We start from the raw sequence: 17,352 nt of genomic DNA, 5'->3' as shown, positions 1-17,352 counted from the left end.
TGTGGTCGCAGGTGCCGACCTTGCTCTCCTGGATGAGGACGTTCGGGTCCAGCGTGATGCCGAACAGGTCGTTCGCCGAGTCGCCGGTGACGAGCCCTTCGGTGCCGAAGTGGTACGGCAGCCAGACCGGCTGCTTCTGCTTGAGCTTGGTCAGCGGTCCTGATGCGTCGGTTCACTGTGGTCCTTCCGGCGAAACGGTGGAACAGGACCTACCCCACTGTACGGTCGCGGGCCGCTGCCCGCCCGGGACGCGACCCGGCACGGTGGCCCCGTGCCGGGTCGCGTCGACTGTCAGCCGGCCGCGCAGGCCGGCGTGCCGGAGGGCGCGGTACCCGTGCCCTGGAAGCCGAACTCGGTGGTGCCACCGGCACCGACCTGGCGGTTGTAGTCCACGTTGCGGAAGGTCACCGCACCGCTGGTGCCGCTGGCCTGGGCGCTCCAGGTGTTCGTGATCGCCGAGCCCGAGGGCACTGTCAGCGACACGGCCCAGCCGTTGAGTCCGGAGGAGCCCGCGGTGATGCGGACGTTGGTGACGAAGCCGCCCGGCCACTGGTTGACGGTGAACGTGGCGGTGCAGGCGCCGGTCGGCGGGGGAGTCGTCGGCGGCGCGCTGGTCGGCGGCGTGCTGGTGGGCGGCGCCGAGGTGGGCGGCGTGCTGGTCGGCGGCGCGGTGGTGGGCGGCGGGGTGCCGCCCTCGTTGAGCGCGTTCAGCACGGCGGTGTACGCCTGCTTCTTGTTGCCGCTGCCGTCGAACAGCAGCGGGGTGCCGCTGGCCCGCCAGGAGTCGGTGTCCCGGATGCCCCAGACGGTGATGCCGTTGCAGCGCGGCACGGCCAGGCAGTCCCGGGTCACGTTGCCGTACGTGGTGGCCTGGCTGCTGCCCGAACCCTCGATGTCCAGCTCGGTGATCTGCACGTCGACGCCGAGCGCGGCGAAGTTCTGCAGCGTGGTGCGGTAGTTGCTCGGGTACGGCGACCCGCTGTTGAAGTGCGACTGGAGACCGACGCAGTCGATCGGCACGCCCCGGGACTTGAAGTCCCGCACCATGTTGTAGACCGCCTGGGTCTTGGCCCACGACCAGTTGTCGGTGTTGTAGTCGTTGTAGCAGAGCTTGGCGCCCGGATCGGCGGCGCGGGCGGCACGGAACGCGGCCTCGATCCAGTCGCTTCCGGTGCGCTCCAGGTTGGAGTTGCGGCGGGCGCCGCTGTTGCCGTCGTCGAACGCCTCGTTCACCACGTCCCAGGAGTGGATCTTGCCCCGGTAGTGGGTGGCGACCTGGGTGACGTGGTTGAGCATCGCCTGGCGCAGCGCGCTGCCGGACATGTTCTGCGCCCAGCCGGGCTGCTGCGAGTGCCAGGCCAGCGCGTGTCCGCGTACCCGCATGCCGTTGGCCTGGGCGTGCGCGACGAGCCGGTCGCCGCTGCTGAAGTTGAACTGGTTCTGGGACGGCTCGGTGGCGTCCCACTTCATCTCGTTCTCGGCGGTGACCATGTTGAACTCGCGGTTCAGGATGCCGACGTACGTGCTGTCGGACAACTTGTTCACCGCCACCGCCGTGCCGAAGTACCGGCCCTGCTCCGCCGCCGACGCGCCGAGCGTCGTACCGGCGCTGGCGCTGGTCGCCGCCGCTATCGTGGCGGCGACCACCGCGGCCCCCGCCACCATCGCGACCACAGCGGTCCGCGGGCGTGACCGGGCTGCCGCGCTCCCGCTGCCGCGGGCGAGCACCTTGTCCATCTGAACGCCTCTCTAGCCTGTCAATGGGATCGGCTCGCCTCGGCCACCGCCCGCCACGATGTCGGCTCCGCGCGGCCGCCCGGTGGCCGCGCCAGGTGGGGGAGTGGATCCCCGGCACATCGTGAGTGGATCGAAGCGAATCTCTGCCCGGAGCCTACCGGAAGCGTTCCGAAAACTTAATCACCTCGATACGTCGACATCGGGGCACGCGGCACCGGGCGAACGGGCGGAATCCCGGGCGAGGGCGGCAGGCGGGCACGCGCGTACCGCCCGGCGCGGCTCCGGAAGTTTCGGGGAGCGCCGGTTCTGCCGGTTGAGTCGATCGCGGCGCCGGGCCGATGCTTGACGAATCGACCGTAGACGATGGAGGAGGTCCTGGGGGATGCGCCGACCCGCGCTCGTCGTACTCGTCCTCGCCGCCCTGCTCGCCGGCACCCCGGCGGTCGCCCGGGCCGGCGCCGCCGCACCGCCGCCCGAGCCCGCCGCGCTCGCCGCCATCCGCACGCCCGGCACCACCTGGGGGCACGACCCGGCCACCGGCCGGCTGACAGTCACCGCCGACGACACGGTACGCGGGCGCGAGCTGGCCGCGTTGCGCCGGACCGCCGACCGGGCCGGCGCGGTGCTGCGCCACGAACCCGGGCGGCTGCGCACGCTCATCGCCGGCGGTCAGGCGATTCACGGCGGCGGCGGGCGCTGCTCACTGGGCGCGAACGTGCGCAGCGGCGCCACCTGGTACTTCGTGACCGCCGGGCACTGCACCCGCCTCGCCGCCACCTGGTACGCCGACAGCGCCCGCACCACGGTGCTGGGCAGCCGGACCGGCAGCAGCTTCCCCGGCAACGACTACGGCGTCGTCCGCTACACCGGCACCGTCGCCCACCCGAGCGCGATCCACACCTACCCGGGGCAGGTCACCGTCACCGCCGCGGGCAGCGCGTACGTCGGGCAGGCGGTCTGCCGCAGCGGCGCCACCACGGGCGTGCGGTGCGGCACCGTCACCGGGCTGAACGCGACTGTCAACTACGCCGAGGGCAGCGTCACCGGGCTCATCCGCACGAACATCTGCGCCGAACCGGGCGACAGCGGCGGCCCGCTCTACGTGGCGGCGACCGGCACCGTCATCGGCGTCCTGTCCGGCGGCAGCGGCAACTGCACGAGCGGCGGCACCAGCTACTACCAGCCGATCCTGGAGATCCTCGCCGCGTACGGCCTGACCATCCCCTGACCGGCCGCGCGGGCGGCACGACCGCCGCCCGCGCCGGACCGGTCACCCGGTCAGGCGTCGCCCGGCACCGCCATCTCGCCCAGGCGCGACCAGTCCTGCTGCGGCACCGTCACGTTGACGATCCGGGGCGTCTCGGCCAGGTGCGGCGGCAACGTGCGCTGGGCGGTCCGGAAGTGCTCCGACTGCACGTGTGCGGCGCCCGCCTCGTCGTCCCGGAACGCCTCGACCAGCACGTACTCGGTCGGGTCGTCCAGGCTGCGGGACCAGTCGAACCACAGGCAGCCGGGCTCGGCCCGGGTCGCGGCGGTGAAGTCGGCGGCGATCTGCGGCCAGCGGTCGGCGTCCTCCGGGCGGACCCGGAACTTGGCGGTAATGAAGATCATGGGATCAGGCTACCCAGGGCCGGCGGCCACCCGCGCGGCATCAGCTCTTGGCCGCCGGGCCGAGCAGCTCGGCCGCCCGCCGGTCGGCGAACGCGGTGACCGCCTGCTGCCCGGCGCCGAACACGATCGCCAGGCCCAGCAGCGCGGCGGTGCTGCTCACGCTGGTCTCCACCAGGCCGCCGATGACCAGCATGATGCCGACCACCGCGACCAGCGGGCCGACGGCGAGCTTGAGCAGCCCCTGCTGGAACGGCAGCTTGTAGGGCAGCCCGCCGGACCGGGAGGTGATCATCGACGGCAGCGCGCTGAGGAACGCCCCGAGGGCCCCGGCGATCAGCACGAAGAACAGCAGCCGCCAGGCCGGTACGCCACCGGCGTCGGTCGGCGCCTCCAGCAGCCGGACGTCGTGGCTGAGCCACTGCACCAGCACCACCAGGACCTCCGCCAGCAGCGCGAACACCGACAGGCCCAGCATCCGGTTGCGCAGCCGGCGGGCCGACTCGTGGAACTCGTCGGACGCCGAGTGGTAGCGCAGCAGCAGCGCCTGCACCCGGGCGCGCAGCAGCGCCTCGGACGGGGCGCCGGCCGACGGGTCGAGGTCGGTGAGCACCTTGTCGTCGGCGGGCAGCACCTGCGCCGCCGCGCTGCGGTACGCGGGCAGCAGCCCGGTCAGCTCGTCCGCGGAGCGCAGCGCCACCATGGCCCGCTCCACCGAGTGGATCGTCTGCCACGCGTACTCCAGGTTGCCGCCGCGCAACCACTCGACCACGCCGCTGCGTCCGAGCACCACCTCCACCCGGGACAGCTGCGCGCGCAGCGCCTCGGCCCGCTCGGGGTCGCGCGGGGACAGCACCGCGAGCTGCTGGTACAGGTCGTCGAGCTTGGTCCGTACGCGGACCTGCCACACCGCACCGGGAACCGACGCGGCGGGCCGGGACGGCCCGCCCTCCGGCGCGTTCCGGGGCTCGGGTATGGCCTCCGGCTGGGTCTCCTGCTCGATCATCGTGCCCCACCTCTTTCCCCCCACGCCGCGCGGACCTGCTATCAGTATTCGCAGGTCAGGGCCATAATGGCTAGAGCACACCGGACAGTCGACCCGGCTCGCGAGGTGCGGGATCCGGCCCGACGGACGAGGCCGCAGCCGTCGGGCGGTCGGTAGCCTGAGCCGGTGACCGTCTACGCCCTCGCACAGCTCACCATCCACGACCGGGCGCGCTACGACAGGTATGCCGCGGCCTTCCCGCCGGTGCTGGCCCGATACGGCGGGAAGCTGCTCGCCGCCGACACCGCCCCCCGCGTGGTGGAGGGGGAATGGCCGCACCAGAAGGCGGTGCTCCTGTCCTTCGACAGCCGCGAGGACTTCGAGCGCTGGTCCACCTCGCCGGAGTACCGGGAGATCTCCCGGGACCGGGAGGCGGCCACCGAGGGCGTCGTGCTGCTGCTCGACGGGATCGGGCACGCCTGGCCGGCCTGACCCGCGGGCCCGCTCAGAGCCGGTGCCGCACCCACACGTTCGGCTCGACGTACGCGGCGTGGTCGTGGTCGGCGTCGACGAGCACCGGCGTCAGCGCTCCGGGCACGCGTACCGGGCCGGAGGTGTCGAACGGCAGCCCGGTCCAGCGCCGCCAGTCGGCGAGCGTGCCGGTCACCGTCATCGAGCGGGGCGCGATCCGCTCGATGACCCCGCCCGCGCGGACGTGCACCCGCAGCCACGGGTCGGCCGGCAGCCCGTCCGGGCGGTGCCGGGCCACGTACTCGGTCATCGGCACGTCCGGGACGGCGGCCTTGCCGCTCGGGCGCACCGGCGCCACCAGCGTGTCGAAGCCGGCGCGGGCCACCGCCGCGCGCATGGCCGCGAGCATCAGCCCGGACACCCCGCCGCCGCGCCGGTCCGGTCGCACGCAGATCTCCAGCGCGGACACCAGGTTCGGCGTCGACCCGGTGAGCCGGCCGAGCGTGGCCCGCTGGATCACCCGGTCCCAGCCGCCGTCGGGCAGCTCGTCCTCGGTCCAGAGCAGCGGCACCGCGTACCCGCGGGCCACGGCCCGGCCCGGCTCGGCCGGGTCGACGGCGGCGAAGACGAACTCGGGGTGCAGCTCGTGCGCGACGCCGTAGTAGAGCGCCCCCATCGGATCCCAGAGCATGAACGGCGGCCAGGCGCCGTCGAAGTCGTTGTCCAACAGCGGCGCCAGGTCGGGCCGCTGCGCCAGTGTCACGATCTCCAGGGTCACGCCGGGCAGGCTAGGGCCGCGTGGCCCGGACCGCACGCGGATTACCGCTGCGCCCCTGGTTAGGCTGCCGGCATGGCAGATCCGTTCCGGGTACGCGTCACCGTGCGCGGCTACGAGCTCGACACGCAGGGGCACCTCAACCAGGCGGTCTACCTCCAGTACGCCGAGCACGCCCGCTGGGAGTGCCTGCGCGCGTCCGGCATCGGCCAGGACCGGCTGCTCGCCGGCGGCGTCGGGCCGGTCGCGCTGGAGGTGACGGTGCGCTACCTGCGGGAGCTGCGCGGCGGCGACGAGGTCGACGTGACCTGCGAGTTCCACTGGGGCGAGGGCAAGACGTTCCGGATCGGCCAGGAGTTCACCCGGGCCGACGGCACCCCGGTCGCCTCGGTGACCGGCGTCGGCGGGCTGCTCGACCTCACCGGGCGGCGGCTCGTGGCCGACCCGCGCGAGCGGTTCCGGGCGCTGGCCACCGACCCCGTGCCGATGAGCCTGTGACGCCCGGTCAGCCCGCCGCGCGCAGGTAGGCGAGCACGGCGAGCACCCGCCGGTTGGTGTCCTCGTCCGGCGGCAGGCCGAGTTTGGCCAGGATGTTGCCCACGTGCTTGCCGACCGCCGCCTCGGTGACGTACAGCCGGGCCGCGATGGCCGCATTGGAGTGGCCCTCGGCGACCAGGCCCAGCACCTCCCGCTCACGGGGGGACAGCGCGCCGAGCGGGTCGCGCGGACGCCGCAGCAGGTGCCGCACCACGTCCGGGTCGACGGCGGTGCCGCCGTCCGCCACCCGGCGCAGCGTCGCGGCGAACTCGGCGACGTCTGCGACCCGGTCCTTGAGCAGGTAGCCGACCCGGTTGCCGTCGCCGCTGTCGAGCAGCGCGGCGGCGTACCCGCTCTGCACGTGCTGGCTGAGCACCACCACGGCCAGGTCCGGGCGCTCGGCACGTAGCGTGACCGCCGCGCGCAGGCCGTCGTCGCGGTGCTGCGGCGGCATCCGGATGTCGGTCACCAGCAGATCGGGCCGGTGCGAGCGGACCGCGTCGAGCAGCTCCGGGGCGGAGCCCACGGCGGCGTCCACCGCGAAGCCGAACCGGGTCAGCAGGCCGACCAGGCCCTCCCGCAGCAGGACCTCGTCCTCGGCCAGGACGACCCGGATCACGGACGGCACGGCAGCTCCACCCGCACGAGGGTAGGCCCACCAGGCGGGCTGGACAGCAGCAGCCGCCCGTCCACCGCGGCCACCCGGTCCGCGAGCCCGGTCAGGCCGGTGCCGCGCGCCGGGTCGGCGCCGCCCCGGCCGTCGTCGCACACCTCGACCACCAGCAGCCGTTCGTCGCGGATCAGCCGCACCTGCGCCCGGGTTGCCCCGGCGTGCCGGGCCACGTTGCCGAGCGTCTCCGAGACCACGTACCAGGCGGTGGTCTCCACCAGCTCCGGCACCGGGCGGGTCAGGTCGGCGTGCACGGCGACCGGGACGACCGACCGGGCGGCCAGGTCACCGACGGCGGCGGCCAGACCGAGTTCGGTGAGCTGTGGCGGTCGGATGCCCTGCACTATGCCGCGCAACGTCACCATCAGCTCCTTGGCCTGCTCGTGCGCCGCCGCGAGCGGCTTCGCCACCGGGGAGTCGTCCGGCACGTCCAGGCGGGCCAGCCCGAGCTGGAGGGTGAGACTGGTCAGGCGCGGCTGCACGCCGTCGTGCACGTCCCGCTCGATGCGGCGGCGCTCGGCCTCGTAGGCGCTCACCAGGCGGGCCCGGGACCGGGTCACCTCGCGCAGCGCCGTACCGGCGGGCGCGTCGTCGAGCAGCAGGCGGGCCACCGTCGCCTGGACCGCTACGAGCAGGCCGGCCAGGTAGACCAGCGCCGGAACCGCCAGCAGACCGGCGAGCGCGTACGGCACCGCCTCGGCCGGGGAGTCGACTGTGGCCCAGACCAGCACGATCCGGTCCTCGCCGCCGGCCAGCCACGGACCGGCGATCAGCACCGCGTCCAGCAGCGCGAGCAGACCGACCGTTCCGTACGCCGGCGGCACCGCCACACCCAGCACGGCCAGGTACGCGGCCTCCCGCCACCCGGCGGCGGTGGTGAGGCGGGCGGCGAGCCCACGCCACCGCGGTGCTGTCACCGGGCGTTCGTCGACCAGGCCGAGGCGCCACCGCTCGACGGCAGCCACCGGCGCGCCGGCCAGCGGGGCGAGCGCCACCACCGCGAGCGCCAGCACGGCCAGCACCGCCAGCGCCGGGACGTCGACCGGGCGGCCCCGCCGCAGCGCGCCGGCCACCAGCAGCAGCGGCGCGGCGACCACCGCCGCGCCGAGCGCCGCCGCGCCGGCCAGGGGCAGCGTCGTGACGGCGTACGCCAGTGCCCGCCACGGCCACGCGGACAGCAGGTAGCGGCGGCGGCGCAACGCGCCGGCCAGCCCGTGATCAACGGTCATGCGGTGACGCTAGCCAGGCCACGCCGTGCTTCCCAGCCGGCTGGACCCCGCTCTCAGGGTAGGCCTGGCCCTACCTCGAACCGGCCCGCCACGCCCCGTGCGCCGGGATGCCCCGGGACGGTGCACTCGGCGGATGAGAAACCGCCTCGCGGGCGCCTGCTGGCTGCTCGCCGCCGTGTCGTTCCTGGTCGCCAACGTGGTCGTCGGCCTGGCCTGGGAGCAGCCCCGGTTCAGCTGGGCCGAGCACAACATCAGCGACCTCGGCAACGTGACCTGCGGCGTGTGGGACAGCAGCCGCCCGCGTCCGGTCTGCTCGCCGTGGCACCCGGCCATGAACGCCGTGTTCGTCGGCGCCGGGCTGCTGCTCGCGCTCGGCGCGCTGCTCGCACACCGGGCGCTGCGCCCGGGGCGCGCCGCGGCCGTCACCGTCGCGTCGGCAGTGGCCGCCGGATCCGGGTACGTGCTGGCCGGCCTCCACCCGGCCGACGTGGACGAGAACCTGCACGTGCTCGGCGCGCTGCTGGTCTTCGCGCTCGGCAACGCGGCGCTGCTGGCCGCCGCGCTCGGCCGGTCGCCGCTGCTGCGCGAGCTGCGGCCCGTCAGCGCGTTCCTGGGCCTGCTCGGCCTGGCCGGCACCGTGCTGTTCCTGTCCCGGGTGGACGCCGGCATCGGCGTGGGCGGCATGGAACGCGTCGCCGTGTTCCCGCTGTTCGTCTGGGTGACGGTGACCGGGCTGCGGCTGCTGCGGTCGCGTCGGTCCCGGCCCCTATCCTGACCGGATGGAGCTGGCGTTCAGCGGCGAGGTGTGGTTCTGGCGCGGCCCGGCGCCGTACCACTTCGTCACGGTGCCCGACGAGCAGAGCGCGGCCATCGAGGCCGCCTCGGCGTCGGTCACCTACGGCTGGGGCATGATCCCGGTGACGGTCCGCATCGGTGACACCGGCTGGCGGACGTCGCTGTGGCCCAAGGACGGCCGGTACGTGGTGCCGCTGCGGGTCGCGGCGCGCCGGGCCGAGGGCATCGAGCTGGGCGACCGGGTCGACGTGCGGCTGACGGTGGACGTGTGACCGGGCCGGAGCTGGCCGAGGCGGGCCGGCTGCTCGCCGCCGCCCGGCGGCCGGTGGTGTTCACCGGGGCCGGCATGTCGGCCGAGAGCGGCGTGCCGACGTTCCGGGACGCCCAGACCGGGCTCTGGCAGCGGTACGACCCGCAGGAGCTGGCGACCCCTGCCGCGTTCCGGGCCGACCCGGCGCTGGTCTGGGGCTGGTACGAGGCACGCCGGCACGGGGTGCGCCGGGCGCTCCCGAATCCGGGGCACCGGGCGGTGGCCGCGATCCGGGCCCGGTGCCCGGAGACCGTGGTGATCACGCAGAACGTCGACGACCTGCACGAGCGCGGCGGTGTGCCGGCCCCGGTACGCCTGCACGGCAGCCTGTTCGCGCCCCGCTGTTCGGCCTGCGCCCGGCCTGCGCCGCTGCCGTCCGACCTGCCGCCGCCCTCCGACGCGCCGGTGCCGTTCGGCAGTCCGGAGGCGCACGACGAGGCGGAACCGCACGGCGGGCCGGAACCGCCCGGCGGGCCGGAGCCGCATGCGCCGGAACCGCACGACGGGCCGCTGACCCCGCCCGCGTGCGCCGGATGCGGCGCGCCCGTGCGGCCCGGGGTGGTGTGGTTCGGCGAGGCGCTGCCGTCGGCCGCGCTCGACGCGGCGGTCGAGGCGGCGTCCGGCTGCGACCTGCTGCTGACGGTGGGCACCTCGGCGCTCGTGCACCCGGCCGCCGAGATCCCGCTCGTGGCGGCCCGTCTCGGCGCGCCCGTGGTGCAGGTGAACCCGGTGCCGACGCCGCTGGACGCGATCTGCGCGGTGAACCTGCGCGGCCCGGCCGGCGAGGTGCTGCCCGCGCTTGTCCGCGCCGCCTGGCCGGACGCCGACGCCGGCTGAGCCGCCCGCCGCCGCCCTGCCTGACAGCCCGGCCGCGCCGCCTCGTCGTGCCGCTCAGCGGGCACCGGTCCGGCAGACCGCGCCGGGCGTGATCGCGGGAAACACCCGACCGCCCGTCCGGGGCCGCCTACCGTCGGCGCAGGAGGTGGACCGGCGGAGGGCGGCGGACGTGGCACGCGAACGGGTGCGAGGGCGGCTGCGCCCGCCCCGGCCGGGGCCGGACCAGCGCCGGGTCACCCCCTTCGAGATCTTCTTCGACCTGGTCTTCGTCTTCGCGCTCACCCGGATCATGGCGCTGATCGAGCCGCACCCGACCCTGACCACGATGGCCCAGGGCATGCTCCTGCTCGTGCTGCTCTGGGTGGCGTGGCTGTCGTACGCCTGGTTGGGCAACCACACGCCCGCCGACGTCGGGGTGGTGCGCGGCGGGTTCCTGATCGCGATGGCCGCGTTGTTCCTGGCCGCGCTCGCCATGCCGGAAGCGTGGACGCCGGGTCCGGGGCTGGACGGGCCGCTGATCGTCGTGCTGGCGTACGTGGTGCTGCGCGTGGTGCACCTGACGCTGTTCCACTGGGCCGCCGCGGACGACCCGGAGCTGCGCGCCCGGATCCGGTTCTTCGCGCTCGTCAGCGCCGTGGGCTGGGTGCCGTTGCTGCTCGGCGCGCTGCTGGACGGGGCCGCACACGCGGTGCTGTGGGTGCTGGGCTTCGCCGTCGAGGTGGCCGGTCAACGGCTGTCGTACGCCCGCCGGGGAGCCTGGCCGCTGCGCAGCCCGACGCACTTCGCCGAGCGGTACGGCCTGGTACTGATCATCTCGCTGGGGGAGTCGGTGGTGGCCGCAGGGGTGGGCGCGGCCTCGGCGGTGACCGAGCCGCCGGTCCTCGCCGTGGCGCTCGTCGGTTTCGTGGTGACCGCCTGCCTCTGGTGGCTGTACTTCCACCGTACGTCCCCGGCGGCGGCCCGGGCGCTCGCCGCCGCGTCGCCGGCGCAGCGGGACCGGATCGCCGCGGACGCCTACAGCCAGACCCATCTGCTGCTGGTCGCCGGCGTCATCTACCTGGCGCTGGGTATCGAACAGGTGCTGGAGCACGTCGCGGACCCGGAGGCCGGGCCCCGGCTGGACCGCTCCGCCGCGGTGGCGCTGTTCGGCGGCGCGGCCGTCTACCTGGCCGGGCGGCTGCTGTTCCGCCGGCTGACCGGGCAGCCGGTCGGACCGGCCCGGCTCGCCGTCGCCGGGGCGGCACTGCCGCTGGCCGCGTTCGGGACGGTGCTGCCGCCACCGCTGGCGCTGGCGGCGCTGGCCGGGCTCTTGCTGGCCGCGATCGCCGTCGATCGGCTCGGTGAGCCGGCCGCCGCCGGACGGCCGGGGGTCACCGACGCGCATCGACCCGCTCTGAGGCCGGATCGCCGGCGCGGTCGATGATCCTCACGCGTCGCGCGGCGTCCGCTTCGGGAAGACGGTGTACGCGACCGGCCAGAACACCAGCCAGCCCGCCATCACCACGCTGAGCCGGCCGGTCCACGCCCACAGTTCGGCGGTGCGCTCGCTGTCGCCCACCACGGCGATGCCGGCCAGCAGCACGGCGCAGGCGACCGCCCAGCCGATCATGCCCTTGCCCCACTCCCGCCACTCGTGCCGGGCCCGCGCCATCCCGTACCGGGGTGGCCGGCTCGGGGGAGGGCCGCCGGCGAACCGGTGTGCGAACCGCTGGTCGGCCCAGCGCACCATGCTGTGCCCGAACGCCACCGAGAACCCGAGGTACGCGGCGGCGAGGCCGTGGGCGAACGTGGCGGTCGCGCCCCGGCGCAGGTCGATCATCGTGGCGGCCAGCAGCACGAGGTCGACCACCGGCACGGCGATCAGCAGGGCGGCGCCGAGGCGGGGCCGTCGCAGCGGGTACCGGGCGATCAGGCCGGCGAGCAGCACCACCCAGAACGCCACCTCGCATCCGACGATCACTGCCACGAGCATGTGCCCTCCTTTTTTAGTACGCTGTGCGATAACCGTAACAGCGCTCGTCGACCAGGTTCCGGAGGGGCCCGTGCCCAAGATCGTCGACCACGACGCGCGCCGTGCCGAACTGGCACGGGCGATGTGGCGGGTCGTCTACCGCGACGGCGTCGGCGCCGCCACCGTCCGCAGCATCGCGGCCGAGGCGGGCTGGTCACCGAGCGCGCTGCGGCACTACTTCGCCACCCAGACCGAGCTGCTGGTGTTCGCCATGGAGCACGTGCAGGCCGAGGCGGCCGAGCGGATCACCACCGGGGACCGCACCGGCAGCCCGCGCGAGGTCGCCCAGCGGATCCTGGAACAACTGCTGCCGCTGGACCGTCAGCGCGTCCGCGAGGCCGAGGTGTGGCTGCTGCTCGCCGCGCGTACCCGGACCGACCCGGCCGCGCGCGCCCGGATGACCGAGGCCGACGAGGGCATCCGCCGCGCCGTCGAGTTCGCGGTCGTCCTGCTCACCGGGGAACCGGCCGCCGACCCCGAGGCGGTCGCCGGGCTGCACGCCCTGCTCGACGGGCTCGCGCTGCACGCGCTGCTGCACCCCGAGCGGATGCCGCCCCGGCGCGCCCGGGAACTGCTCGGCGCGCACCTGGACGCGCTCGCCGCGCCCTGACGGTCAGTCGCCCGGCGGACGTCCCATCGTCGCGCCCAGCTCGGCGCGGCTGGCGATGCCCAGCTTGCGGTAGACCCGGGCCAGGTTGGCCTCCACAGTCTTCGGGCTGATGTAGAGCGCGTCGGCGATGAGCCGGTTGGTCTGGCCGCGGGCGGCGAGCCGGGCGACCCGCTCCTCGGTCGCGGTGAGCGTCGTCGGGTCCGGGGTGCGGGCGCCGATGCGGCCCAGCTCCGCCCGCGCCCGGTCGGCGAACCCGGACGCGCCGAGCGCGTCGAACTCGGCCACCGCCGCGTCGAGCGCCGCCCGCGCCTCCCGCCGCCGCCGCACCCGCCGGTACGTGCGGCCGGCGGCGAGCAGGCAGCGGGCCCGGTCCAGCGGCAGCACCGCCTCCGGCACCGCTGCCCTGGCCTGCGTCAGCGCGTCCAGCGCCGCGCCCGGATCCGCCCCGGTCGCCCCGGCCAGCAGCACCCGGCTGCGGGCCAGCCCGAGCGTGGTCCACGGGCGCGGCAGCCGGCTGTGGCGCCGCGCCAGCCGGTCCAGCGCGGCGTGCGCGGTGTCCAGGTCACCGGCGCCCACGCACGCCTCGATCCAGTCCGGCTCGAAGCGCTGACCCAGCGGTTCGGCGATGCCCGACCCGTCCAGGTCGGCGGCGAGCGCGCCGTACGCCGTCGCCGCGGTGGCCCACTCCCCGGAGGCCAGCGCCACCAGCCCGGTGAGCTGGTGGTGCAGCCGCCGGCTCCAGGCGTCGCCGAGGTCGTCGTCGCGGCGCAGCCCGGCGGCGGCGGTGCCCGCCTGCGCCAGCCGTCCCCGGTGCGCGTCGAGCACACCGGCCAGCCAGCTCTCGCCCACCAGCCCGGTGCCCAGCTGCTCACCCAGGTCGCGGGCGGCGGCGATGTGCGTACCGGCCTCGGCGAAGCGCCCCGCCAGCAGTTCCGTCTCGCCGAGGTGGGTCAGCACCTCGTGCCGCAGCGGGTCGTCGCCGCGCGCCACCGCCAGGTCCAGCATCACGTGCAGCCGGGCCCGCGCCCGGTCGTGGTCGTCGACCGACTTCCACCAGATCGCCGGCACCGAACCGGCCAGGAAGGACGGCTCACCGCCCTCCAGCGACAGTGCCCGGTCCAGCAGCTCGGTGGGCGCCGGGCCGCCGGCGCGTACCTCGTGGAAGAACAGCAGCAGCAGCGCGGCGGTGAGCAGCGGGCGGTGCTCGTCGCGGTCGGACAGCCGGGCGATCGCGGCCCGCGCATGCCGGCGGGCCGGCTCCGGCTGGTCGTGGAACATGGTCAGGTGGGTGTGGATCCGCCCGGCCAGGTCGCCGTCCGGCCCGGCGGCGGCGAGCGCCTGCTCGGCGACCCGGACGGCGGTGACCAGGTCGTCGGCGCACCACGCGACGAGCGCGCGCAACAGCAGCGCCTCGCCCCGCTCGGTGCCGGTCAGCTCGCCGGCCGCCGCCTCGGCGGCCCGCCCGGCCGCCGCGTAGTCGCCGCTGTCGATGCGGCACTGCACCGCGTCGAGGCGACGCCGGTTCCGGTCGGCGGTCACGGACGGCGGGGTCAGCTCGGCCGCCCGGGCGTACCAGTCGGCGGCGAGCGCTGACGCGCCGCGCATACGCTGCCGGGCCGCCGCGGCGGCCAGGTCGGCGGCCACTGCGGCGTCCGGCGCGATGGTGCACCGGGACAGGTGCCGGGCCCGCTCGTCCGGGTCGGCGACAGCGGCGGCGAGCAGCGCGTGCAGCCGCCGCCGGGCGCCCGGCGGGATGCTCTCGCGCACCGCCGCCGCGTACCGGGGGTGCGCGAAGTCGATCCGGCTCGCCGTGACCACGACCAGCCCGGCGTCCTCGGCCGCGTCCAGCGCCCCGGCCGGCACTCCCGCCGCCGCCAGGTCCCGCAGCGTCGGCACGGTCAGCAGCGCGGCCAGCCGCACCGCGTCGCGGCTCGGACCGGGCAGCGCCCGCAGCGTCCCGGCGAGCAGCAGGCGCAGCGACGACGGTACGGGTAGATCCTCGTCGTGCGCGGGCGGGCGGGGCAGCCGCAGCACCGCCCGGGCCAGTTCGATCGCCAGCAACGGGTTGCCGTCGGCGTCGCGGGCCAGCCGGTCGGTGAGCGGACGGCTGAGCGTGCCGCCGAGCCGGGCGGCGAGGACGCGGTGCAGGTCGGGCGGGGAGAGCGGGGGTACGTCGGCACGCAGCAGCGGATGCCGTCCGGTCGGGTCGTCGTCCAGCCCGAGCGGCACCGGCACCGGCGGGCTGTCCCCGGCGCGGTGGGTGGCCAGGACGGCGGGCCACCGGGTCAGCCGGCGCAGCGCGAACCGCAGCGCCCGGGCGCTCGGCGGGTCCAGCCACTGCGGATCGTCGACGGCGAGCAGCACCCGGGGCGCGTCGGCGACCGCCGCGTCGAGCAGCGTACGGGTGGCCGCGCCCACCGCCCGCTCGTCCACCGCGCCGTCGTACTCGCCGGTCAGCAGCACCATGTCGGCGGCGACCCGTTGCGGCGCGGGCAGCCCCGGCAGCGCGTCCGCGAGCGGGCGGAGCACGTCGGCGAGTGCCGCGTACGGCAGCGCGGTCTCGGCCTCGGTGGGCGCGGCGGACAGCACCCGCCAGCCGGTCCGCCCGGCGTGGGCGACCACTGCCCGCCACAGCGCGGTCTTGCCGATGCCGCTCGGGCCGTCGAGCAGCACCGGCGTACCGGAGGTCAGGGCACGCCACACCCGCTCGACGACCGCGTCGCGGCCGACCAGTGCGGCGTCCATGGCGGGATGGTGGCACAGCGGCGCCCGCTAACCCAGCGTCGGCGCGGCCTAGCCCGGAAGCTGTCCGCATATCGAGACGGGCGGGATCACCTCCTGGTTGCGGTAGACGTCGGCGCTCCAGCTCGGCCCGCCCGACGCCACGATCGGCGGGATCCGGGGCGCCCGGGACGGGCTGAGCAGGCTGAGGAACTTGTTGATCACCTGGACGACGGGTTCCAGGATCCGGTAGCCGATCCCGAACCGCGCCCGCACCCCGAGCCCGACGCCCCGGCACAGCGCGTACGGCGCGCCGAGCGCGGAACCGATGGTGGCGCCGTACGAGGCGATCAGCTCGAACCAGATGCCGGCGGTGAACAGGAACGCGCTGATGCCCATGGTGAACCGCACGCCGTGCCGGACGACCAGCCCCATCACGCCGACCGGCACGCCGGTGAGCGAGTCGAGCAGGCTCACCCGGCGCGCGAAGCCCTCCGTGACGCGCGAACCCACCTGGCCGTTCGCGTAACCGAACCCGAGCTTGCCGGCCAGCGCGTACTCGCCGGCGCCGCGGAACGTGCCCCGGCGGGCGCCGAACGCGGTGGCCACCTCAAGCGTCTGGCTCACCGTGAACGACAGGGGCAGGCCGGCGACCAGCCCGATCGGGAACGCGATGTCGACCGGGACCGGGAACGTCCGGCGGTGGTTCTGCCCGCCGTCGATGCCGGCCGTGAAGTCCACCTTGATGCCGAAGCCGCCGCCGATCTCCAGTTCGGCCCGGGTCACCTTGCCCGCGCCGATGGCCAGGTGGAACGACGCGGCCGGGCGGCCCACGGTCAGCGTCACGGTGCCGGCCAGCCGGAGCCCGCCGTCGTCGTACGTGAAGTGCGTGCCGACGCCACCGGCGCAGCAGAACGTCTGCACCCGGTAGCCGTGGGCGGTGGCGCCCGCCTGCCCGCCCGGCGCGGGTGGCGGCTGCGCGGGCGCGACGGCGAGCGGACGCGACCGGCCCAGCGTGCCGCCGGCCGCCGCGACCTCCCGGGTCCACGAGGGTTCACCCGCCACGTAGACGGTCGGGCGGTCGAGGGCGACGTCGTCGCCGCCGAACGTGCCGTCGCGGATCACCTCGGTGAGCGTGACCGGTCCGATCGTGACGACCAGGTCACCGCCTTCCTCGGCCAGGTCGAGCACCCGGCCCACGCCGCGTCCGGTGAGGAACATGACCCGGCCGGGCGCGAGCCGGTCCGCGTCGCGCGCTCCGGGGTCGAGCCGCCAGGTCAGCCCGTCCGGGCTCACCGACCGCACGGTCCGGCTGCCGCCGCCGACCAGCACCACGTCCGGTTGCAGCGTGACGTCCTTCCCCGGCGCCGGGGCCTGCCCGTACCGGGGCTGCCCGCCGTCGCCCCCGTCCGCCGGGCCGGGCGGGGGCCCGCCGCAGCCGGTCACCAGGAGCAGCGCCGCCAGGCCGGCCGCGAGCAGCCGCCGGCCGCGCACCGGCCGCCTCACATCCGGCCGGCGACGGTACGGGCGAGCCGTTCCAGCGGCGCCCGGTTCTCCTGCGGGTCGTTGAGCCGCACCAGCCGCACCGCGACCCACAGCTCGCCCTTGCGGAGGAAGAACGCCTCCGCGGTGAGCAGCGCCTCGTCGGCGGTCCCGGCCAGCTCACGGATCTCGTGCCCGAGCTGCCGTTCGATGTCGAGGTACTTCTTGGCGCCCTCGCCCACGAACACCTCGACCTGGGCGGTCGGCCCGGTCACCGGCCCGGTGTAGGTGCACGACTGCCCGGCCACCACCGGTTCGTCCAGCGCCGTGGCGGCGAGGCGTTCCGCGTCGGCCTTCGACACCAGCGTGCACGCCTGTGGGGCGGCGTCGTCCACCGGTTCGGCGCTCGGCTCGGCCGGCGCCTCCCCGGTCGGCTCGGCGACCGGCGCGCGCACACCGGGCGGAGCGCCGCCGGCGGCCGGCGGTTCGTCGTCGCCGCAGCCGGCGGGCGCGGTGAGCAGGGTCGCGGTCAGCGCGAGCGCGACCAGTCGGCGGCTTCGCATGCCGGCCCCGC

Annotated in this window: 18 protein-coding genes; 8 read left to right on the top strand and 10 right to left on the bottom strand. The window is 75.6% G+C overall.

The window, feature by feature from the left end; genetic code table 11:
• Positions 1-291 precede the first annotated feature (291 nt).
• Positions 292-1,737, bottom strand: coding sequence for an endo-1,4-beta-xylanase (locus ABD52_RS17320; protein WP_013286489.1), 1,446 nt, complete (start codon positions 1,735-1,737; stop codon positions 292-294).
• A gap of 382 nt (positions 1,738-2,119) precedes the next feature.
• Here ABD52_RS17320 and ABD52_RS17315 point away from each other — a divergent pair, with 382 nt between their 5' ends.
• Positions 2,120-2,965 carry a S1 family peptidase gene (locus ABD52_RS17315; protein WP_047892494.1) on the top strand — a complete coding sequence of 282 codons (846 nt, stop codon included), beginning with the start codon at positions 2,120-2,122 and terminating at the stop codon, positions 2,963-2,965.
• Positions 2,966-3,015: 50 nt separating this feature from the next.
• Here the strand turns inward: ABD52_RS17315 and ABD52_RS17310 are convergent, their stop codons facing one another.
• Entirely contained in the window at positions 3,016-3,348 is a 333-nt protein-coding gene (locus ABD52_RS17310; RefSeq protein WP_013476672.1) for a putative quinol monooxygenase, read from the bottom strand.
• Between the two features lie 40 nt (positions 3,349-3,388).
• Positions 3,389-4,351: a hypothetical protein gene (locus ABD52_RS17305; protein ID WP_013286486.1), complete on the bottom strand. Its 963-nt coding sequence runs from the start codon at positions 4,349-4,351 to the stop codon at positions 3,389-3,391.
• Between the two features lie 165 nt (positions 4,352-4,516).
• Here ABD52_RS17305 and ABD52_RS17300 point away from each other — a divergent pair, with 165 nt between their 5' ends.
• On the top strand, positions 4,517-4,822 hold the full coding sequence (locus ABD52_RS17300; protein ID WP_013286485.1) for a DUF1330 domain-containing protein: 306 nt from the start codon (positions 4,517-4,519) through the stop codon (positions 4,820-4,822).
• Between the two features lie 13 nt (positions 4,823-4,835).
• Here ABD52_RS17300 and ABD52_RS17295 read toward each other — a convergent pair whose 3' ends face one another.
• Positions 4,836-5,579, bottom strand: coding sequence for a hypothetical protein (locus ABD52_RS17295; RefSeq protein WP_047892493.1), 744 nt, complete (start codon positions 5,577-5,579; stop codon positions 4,836-4,838).
• Positions 5,580-5,651: 72 nt separating this feature from the next.
• Between ABD52_RS17295 and ABD52_RS17290 the strand changes: the two genes are divergently transcribed.
• Positions 5,652-6,074, top strand: a complete 423-nt coding sequence (locus ABD52_RS17290; RefSeq protein ID WP_047892492.1) for a thioesterase family protein — start codon at positions 5,652-5,654, stop codon at positions 6,072-6,074.
• Positions 6,075-6,081: 7 nt separating this feature from the next.
• Here the strand turns inward: ABD52_RS17290 and ABD52_RS17285 are convergent, their stop codons facing one another.
• On the bottom strand, positions 6,082-6,741 hold the full coding sequence (locus tag ABD52_RS17285; RefSeq protein ID WP_047892491.1) for a response regulator transcription factor: 660 nt from the start codon (positions 6,739-6,741) through the stop codon (positions 6,082-6,084).
• Positions 6,729-8,012, bottom strand: coding sequence for a histidine kinase (locus tag ABD52_RS17280; protein ID WP_047892490.1), 1,284 nt, complete (start codon positions 8,010-8,012; stop codon positions 6,729-6,731). The genes ABD52_RS17285 and ABD52_RS17280 overlap by 13 nt, the downstream gene beginning before the upstream one ends.
• 133 nt (positions 8,013-8,145) lie before the next feature.
• Between ABD52_RS17280 and ABD52_RS17275 the strand changes: the two genes are divergently transcribed.
• The 4 genes from ABD52_RS17275 to ABD52_RS17260 all read left to right on the top strand — a co-directional run bounded on the left by ABD52_RS17275 (position 8,146) and on the right by ABD52_RS17260 (position 11,377).
• Entirely contained in the window at positions 8,146-8,787 is a 642-nt protein-coding gene (locus tag ABD52_RS17275) for a DUF998 domain-containing protein (protein ID WP_047892489.1), read from the top strand.
• A gap of 4 nt (positions 8,788-8,791) precedes the next feature.
• Positions 8,792-9,079, top strand: coding sequence for a DUF1905 domain-containing protein (locus ABD52_RS17270; RefSeq protein ID WP_013476678.1), 288 nt, complete (start codon positions 8,792-8,794; stop codon positions 9,077-9,079).
• The gene (locus ABD52_RS17265; RefSeq protein WP_047892488.1) at positions 9,076-9,954 is read left to right on the top strand and encodes a Sir2 family NAD-dependent protein deacetylase; all 879 of its coding nucleotides are present in this window, start codon (positions 9,076-9,078) and stop codon (positions 9,952-9,954) included. Before ABD52_RS17270 ends, ABD52_RS17265 begins: the two co-directional genes overlap by 4 nt.
• A 169-nt stretch (positions 9,955-10,123) precedes the next feature.
• The gene (locus ABD52_RS17260; RefSeq protein ID WP_047892487.1) at positions 10,124-11,377 is read left to right on the top strand and encodes a low temperature requirement protein A; all 1,254 of its coding nucleotides are present in this window, start codon (positions 10,124-10,126) and stop codon (positions 11,375-11,377) included.
• A 3-nt stretch (positions 11,378-11,380) separates the two neighbouring features.
• On the opposite strand, the gene ABD52_RS17255 is transcribed toward ABD52_RS17260, so the two are convergent.
• Positions 11,381-11,926 carry a hypothetical protein gene (locus ABD52_RS17255; protein WP_047892486.1) on the bottom strand — a complete coding sequence of 182 codons (546 nt, stop codon included), beginning with the start codon at positions 11,924-11,926 and terminating at the stop codon, positions 11,381-11,383.
• A 70-nt stretch (positions 11,927-11,996) separates the two neighbouring features.
• Here ABD52_RS17255 and ABD52_RS17250 point away from each other — a divergent pair, with 70 nt between their 5' ends.
• Complete coding sequence (locus ABD52_RS17250; RefSeq protein WP_013286475.1) at positions 11,997-12,575, top strand: TetR/AcrR family transcriptional regulator; 579 nt, start codon at positions 11,997-11,999, stop codon at positions 12,573-12,575.
• Positions 12,576-12,578: 3 nt separating this feature from the next.
• On the opposite strand, the gene ABD52_RS17245 is transcribed toward ABD52_RS17250, so the two are convergent.
• Genes ABD52_RS17245 through ABD52_RS17235 form a run of 3 tightly spaced genes read right to left on the bottom strand, consistent with a single transcriptional unit; the run spans position 12,579 to position 17,341 of the window.
• Positions 12,579-15,320 (bottom strand): AAA family ATPase, encoded by a 2,742-nt coding sequence (locus ABD52_RS17245; RefSeq protein WP_047892485.1) that lies wholly within the window; start codon positions 15,318-15,320, stop codon positions 12,579-12,581.
• 48 nt (positions 15,321-15,368) lie between these two features.
• On the bottom strand, positions 15,369-16,802 hold the full coding sequence (locus ABD52_RS17240; RefSeq protein WP_235437487.1) for a hypothetical protein: 1,434 nt from the start codon (positions 16,800-16,802) through the stop codon (positions 15,369-15,371).
• The gene (locus ABD52_RS17235; RefSeq protein WP_047892483.1) at positions 16,799-17,341 is read right to left on the bottom strand and encodes a hypothetical protein; all 543 of its coding nucleotides are present in this window, start codon (positions 17,339-17,341) and stop codon (positions 16,799-16,801) included. The genes ABD52_RS17240 and ABD52_RS17235 overlap by 4 nt, the downstream gene beginning before the upstream one ends.
• Between the last annotated feature and the right edge of the window lie 11 nt (positions 17,342-17,352).

Source organism: Micromonospora sp. RV43 (assembly GCF_001029515.1).
Lineage (GTDB): Bacteria > Actinomycetota > Actinomycetes > Mycobacteriales > Micromonosporaceae > Micromonospora > Micromonospora aurantiaca.
Note: the sequence above shows the minus strand (reverse complement) of the source record. Positions and strands in the feature narration are given on the sequence as shown.

Excerpts from the sequence above, each read along its gene's own strand:
- ABD52_RS17275 (WP_047892489.1), top strand. The coding sequence starts at position 8,146 with ATGAGAAACCGCCTCGCGGGCGCCTGCTGGCTGCTCGCCGCCGTGTCG.
- ABD52_RS17310 (WP_013476672.1), bottom strand. The coding sequence starts at position 3,348 with ATGATCTTCATTACCGCCAAGTTCCGGGTCCGCCCGGAGGACGCCGAC.
- ABD52_RS17280 (WP_047892490.1), bottom strand. The coding sequence starts at position 8,012 with ATGACCGTTGATCACGGGCTGGCCGGCGCGTTGCGCCGCCGCCGCTAC.
- ABD52_RS17245 (WP_047892485.1), bottom strand. The coding sequence starts at position 15,320 with ATGGACGCCGCACTGGTCGGCCGCGACGCGGTCGTCGAGCGGGTGTGG.
- ABD52_RS17270 (WP_013476678.1), top strand. The coding sequence starts at position 8,792 with ATGGAGCTGGCGTTCAGCGGCGAGGTGTGGTTCTGGCGCGGCCCGGCG.
- ABD52_RS17255 (WP_047892486.1), bottom strand. The coding sequence starts at position 11,926 with ATGCTCGTGGCAGTGATCGTCGGATGCGAGGTGGCGTTCTGGGTGGTG.
- ABD52_RS17290 (WP_047892492.1), top strand. The coding sequence starts at position 5,652 with ATGGCAGATCCGTTCCGGGTACGCGTCACCGTGCGCGGCTACGAGCTC.
- ABD52_RS17320 (WP_013286489.1), bottom strand. The coding sequence starts at position 1,737 with ATGGACAAGGTGCTCGCCCGCGGCAGCGGGAGCGCGGCAGCCCGGTCA.
- ABD52_RS17235 (WP_047892483.1), bottom strand. The coding sequence starts at position 17,341 with ATGCGAAGCCGCCGACTGGTCGCGCTCGCGCTGACCGCGACCCTGCTC.
- ABD52_RS17315 (WP_047892494.1), top strand. The coding sequence starts at position 2,120 with ATGCGCCGACCCGCGCTCGTCGTACTCGTCCTCGCCGCCCTGCTCGCC.
- ABD52_RS17305 (WP_013286486.1), bottom strand. The coding sequence starts at position 4,351 with ATGATCGAGCAGGAGACCCAGCCGGAGGCCATACCCGAGCCCCGGAAC.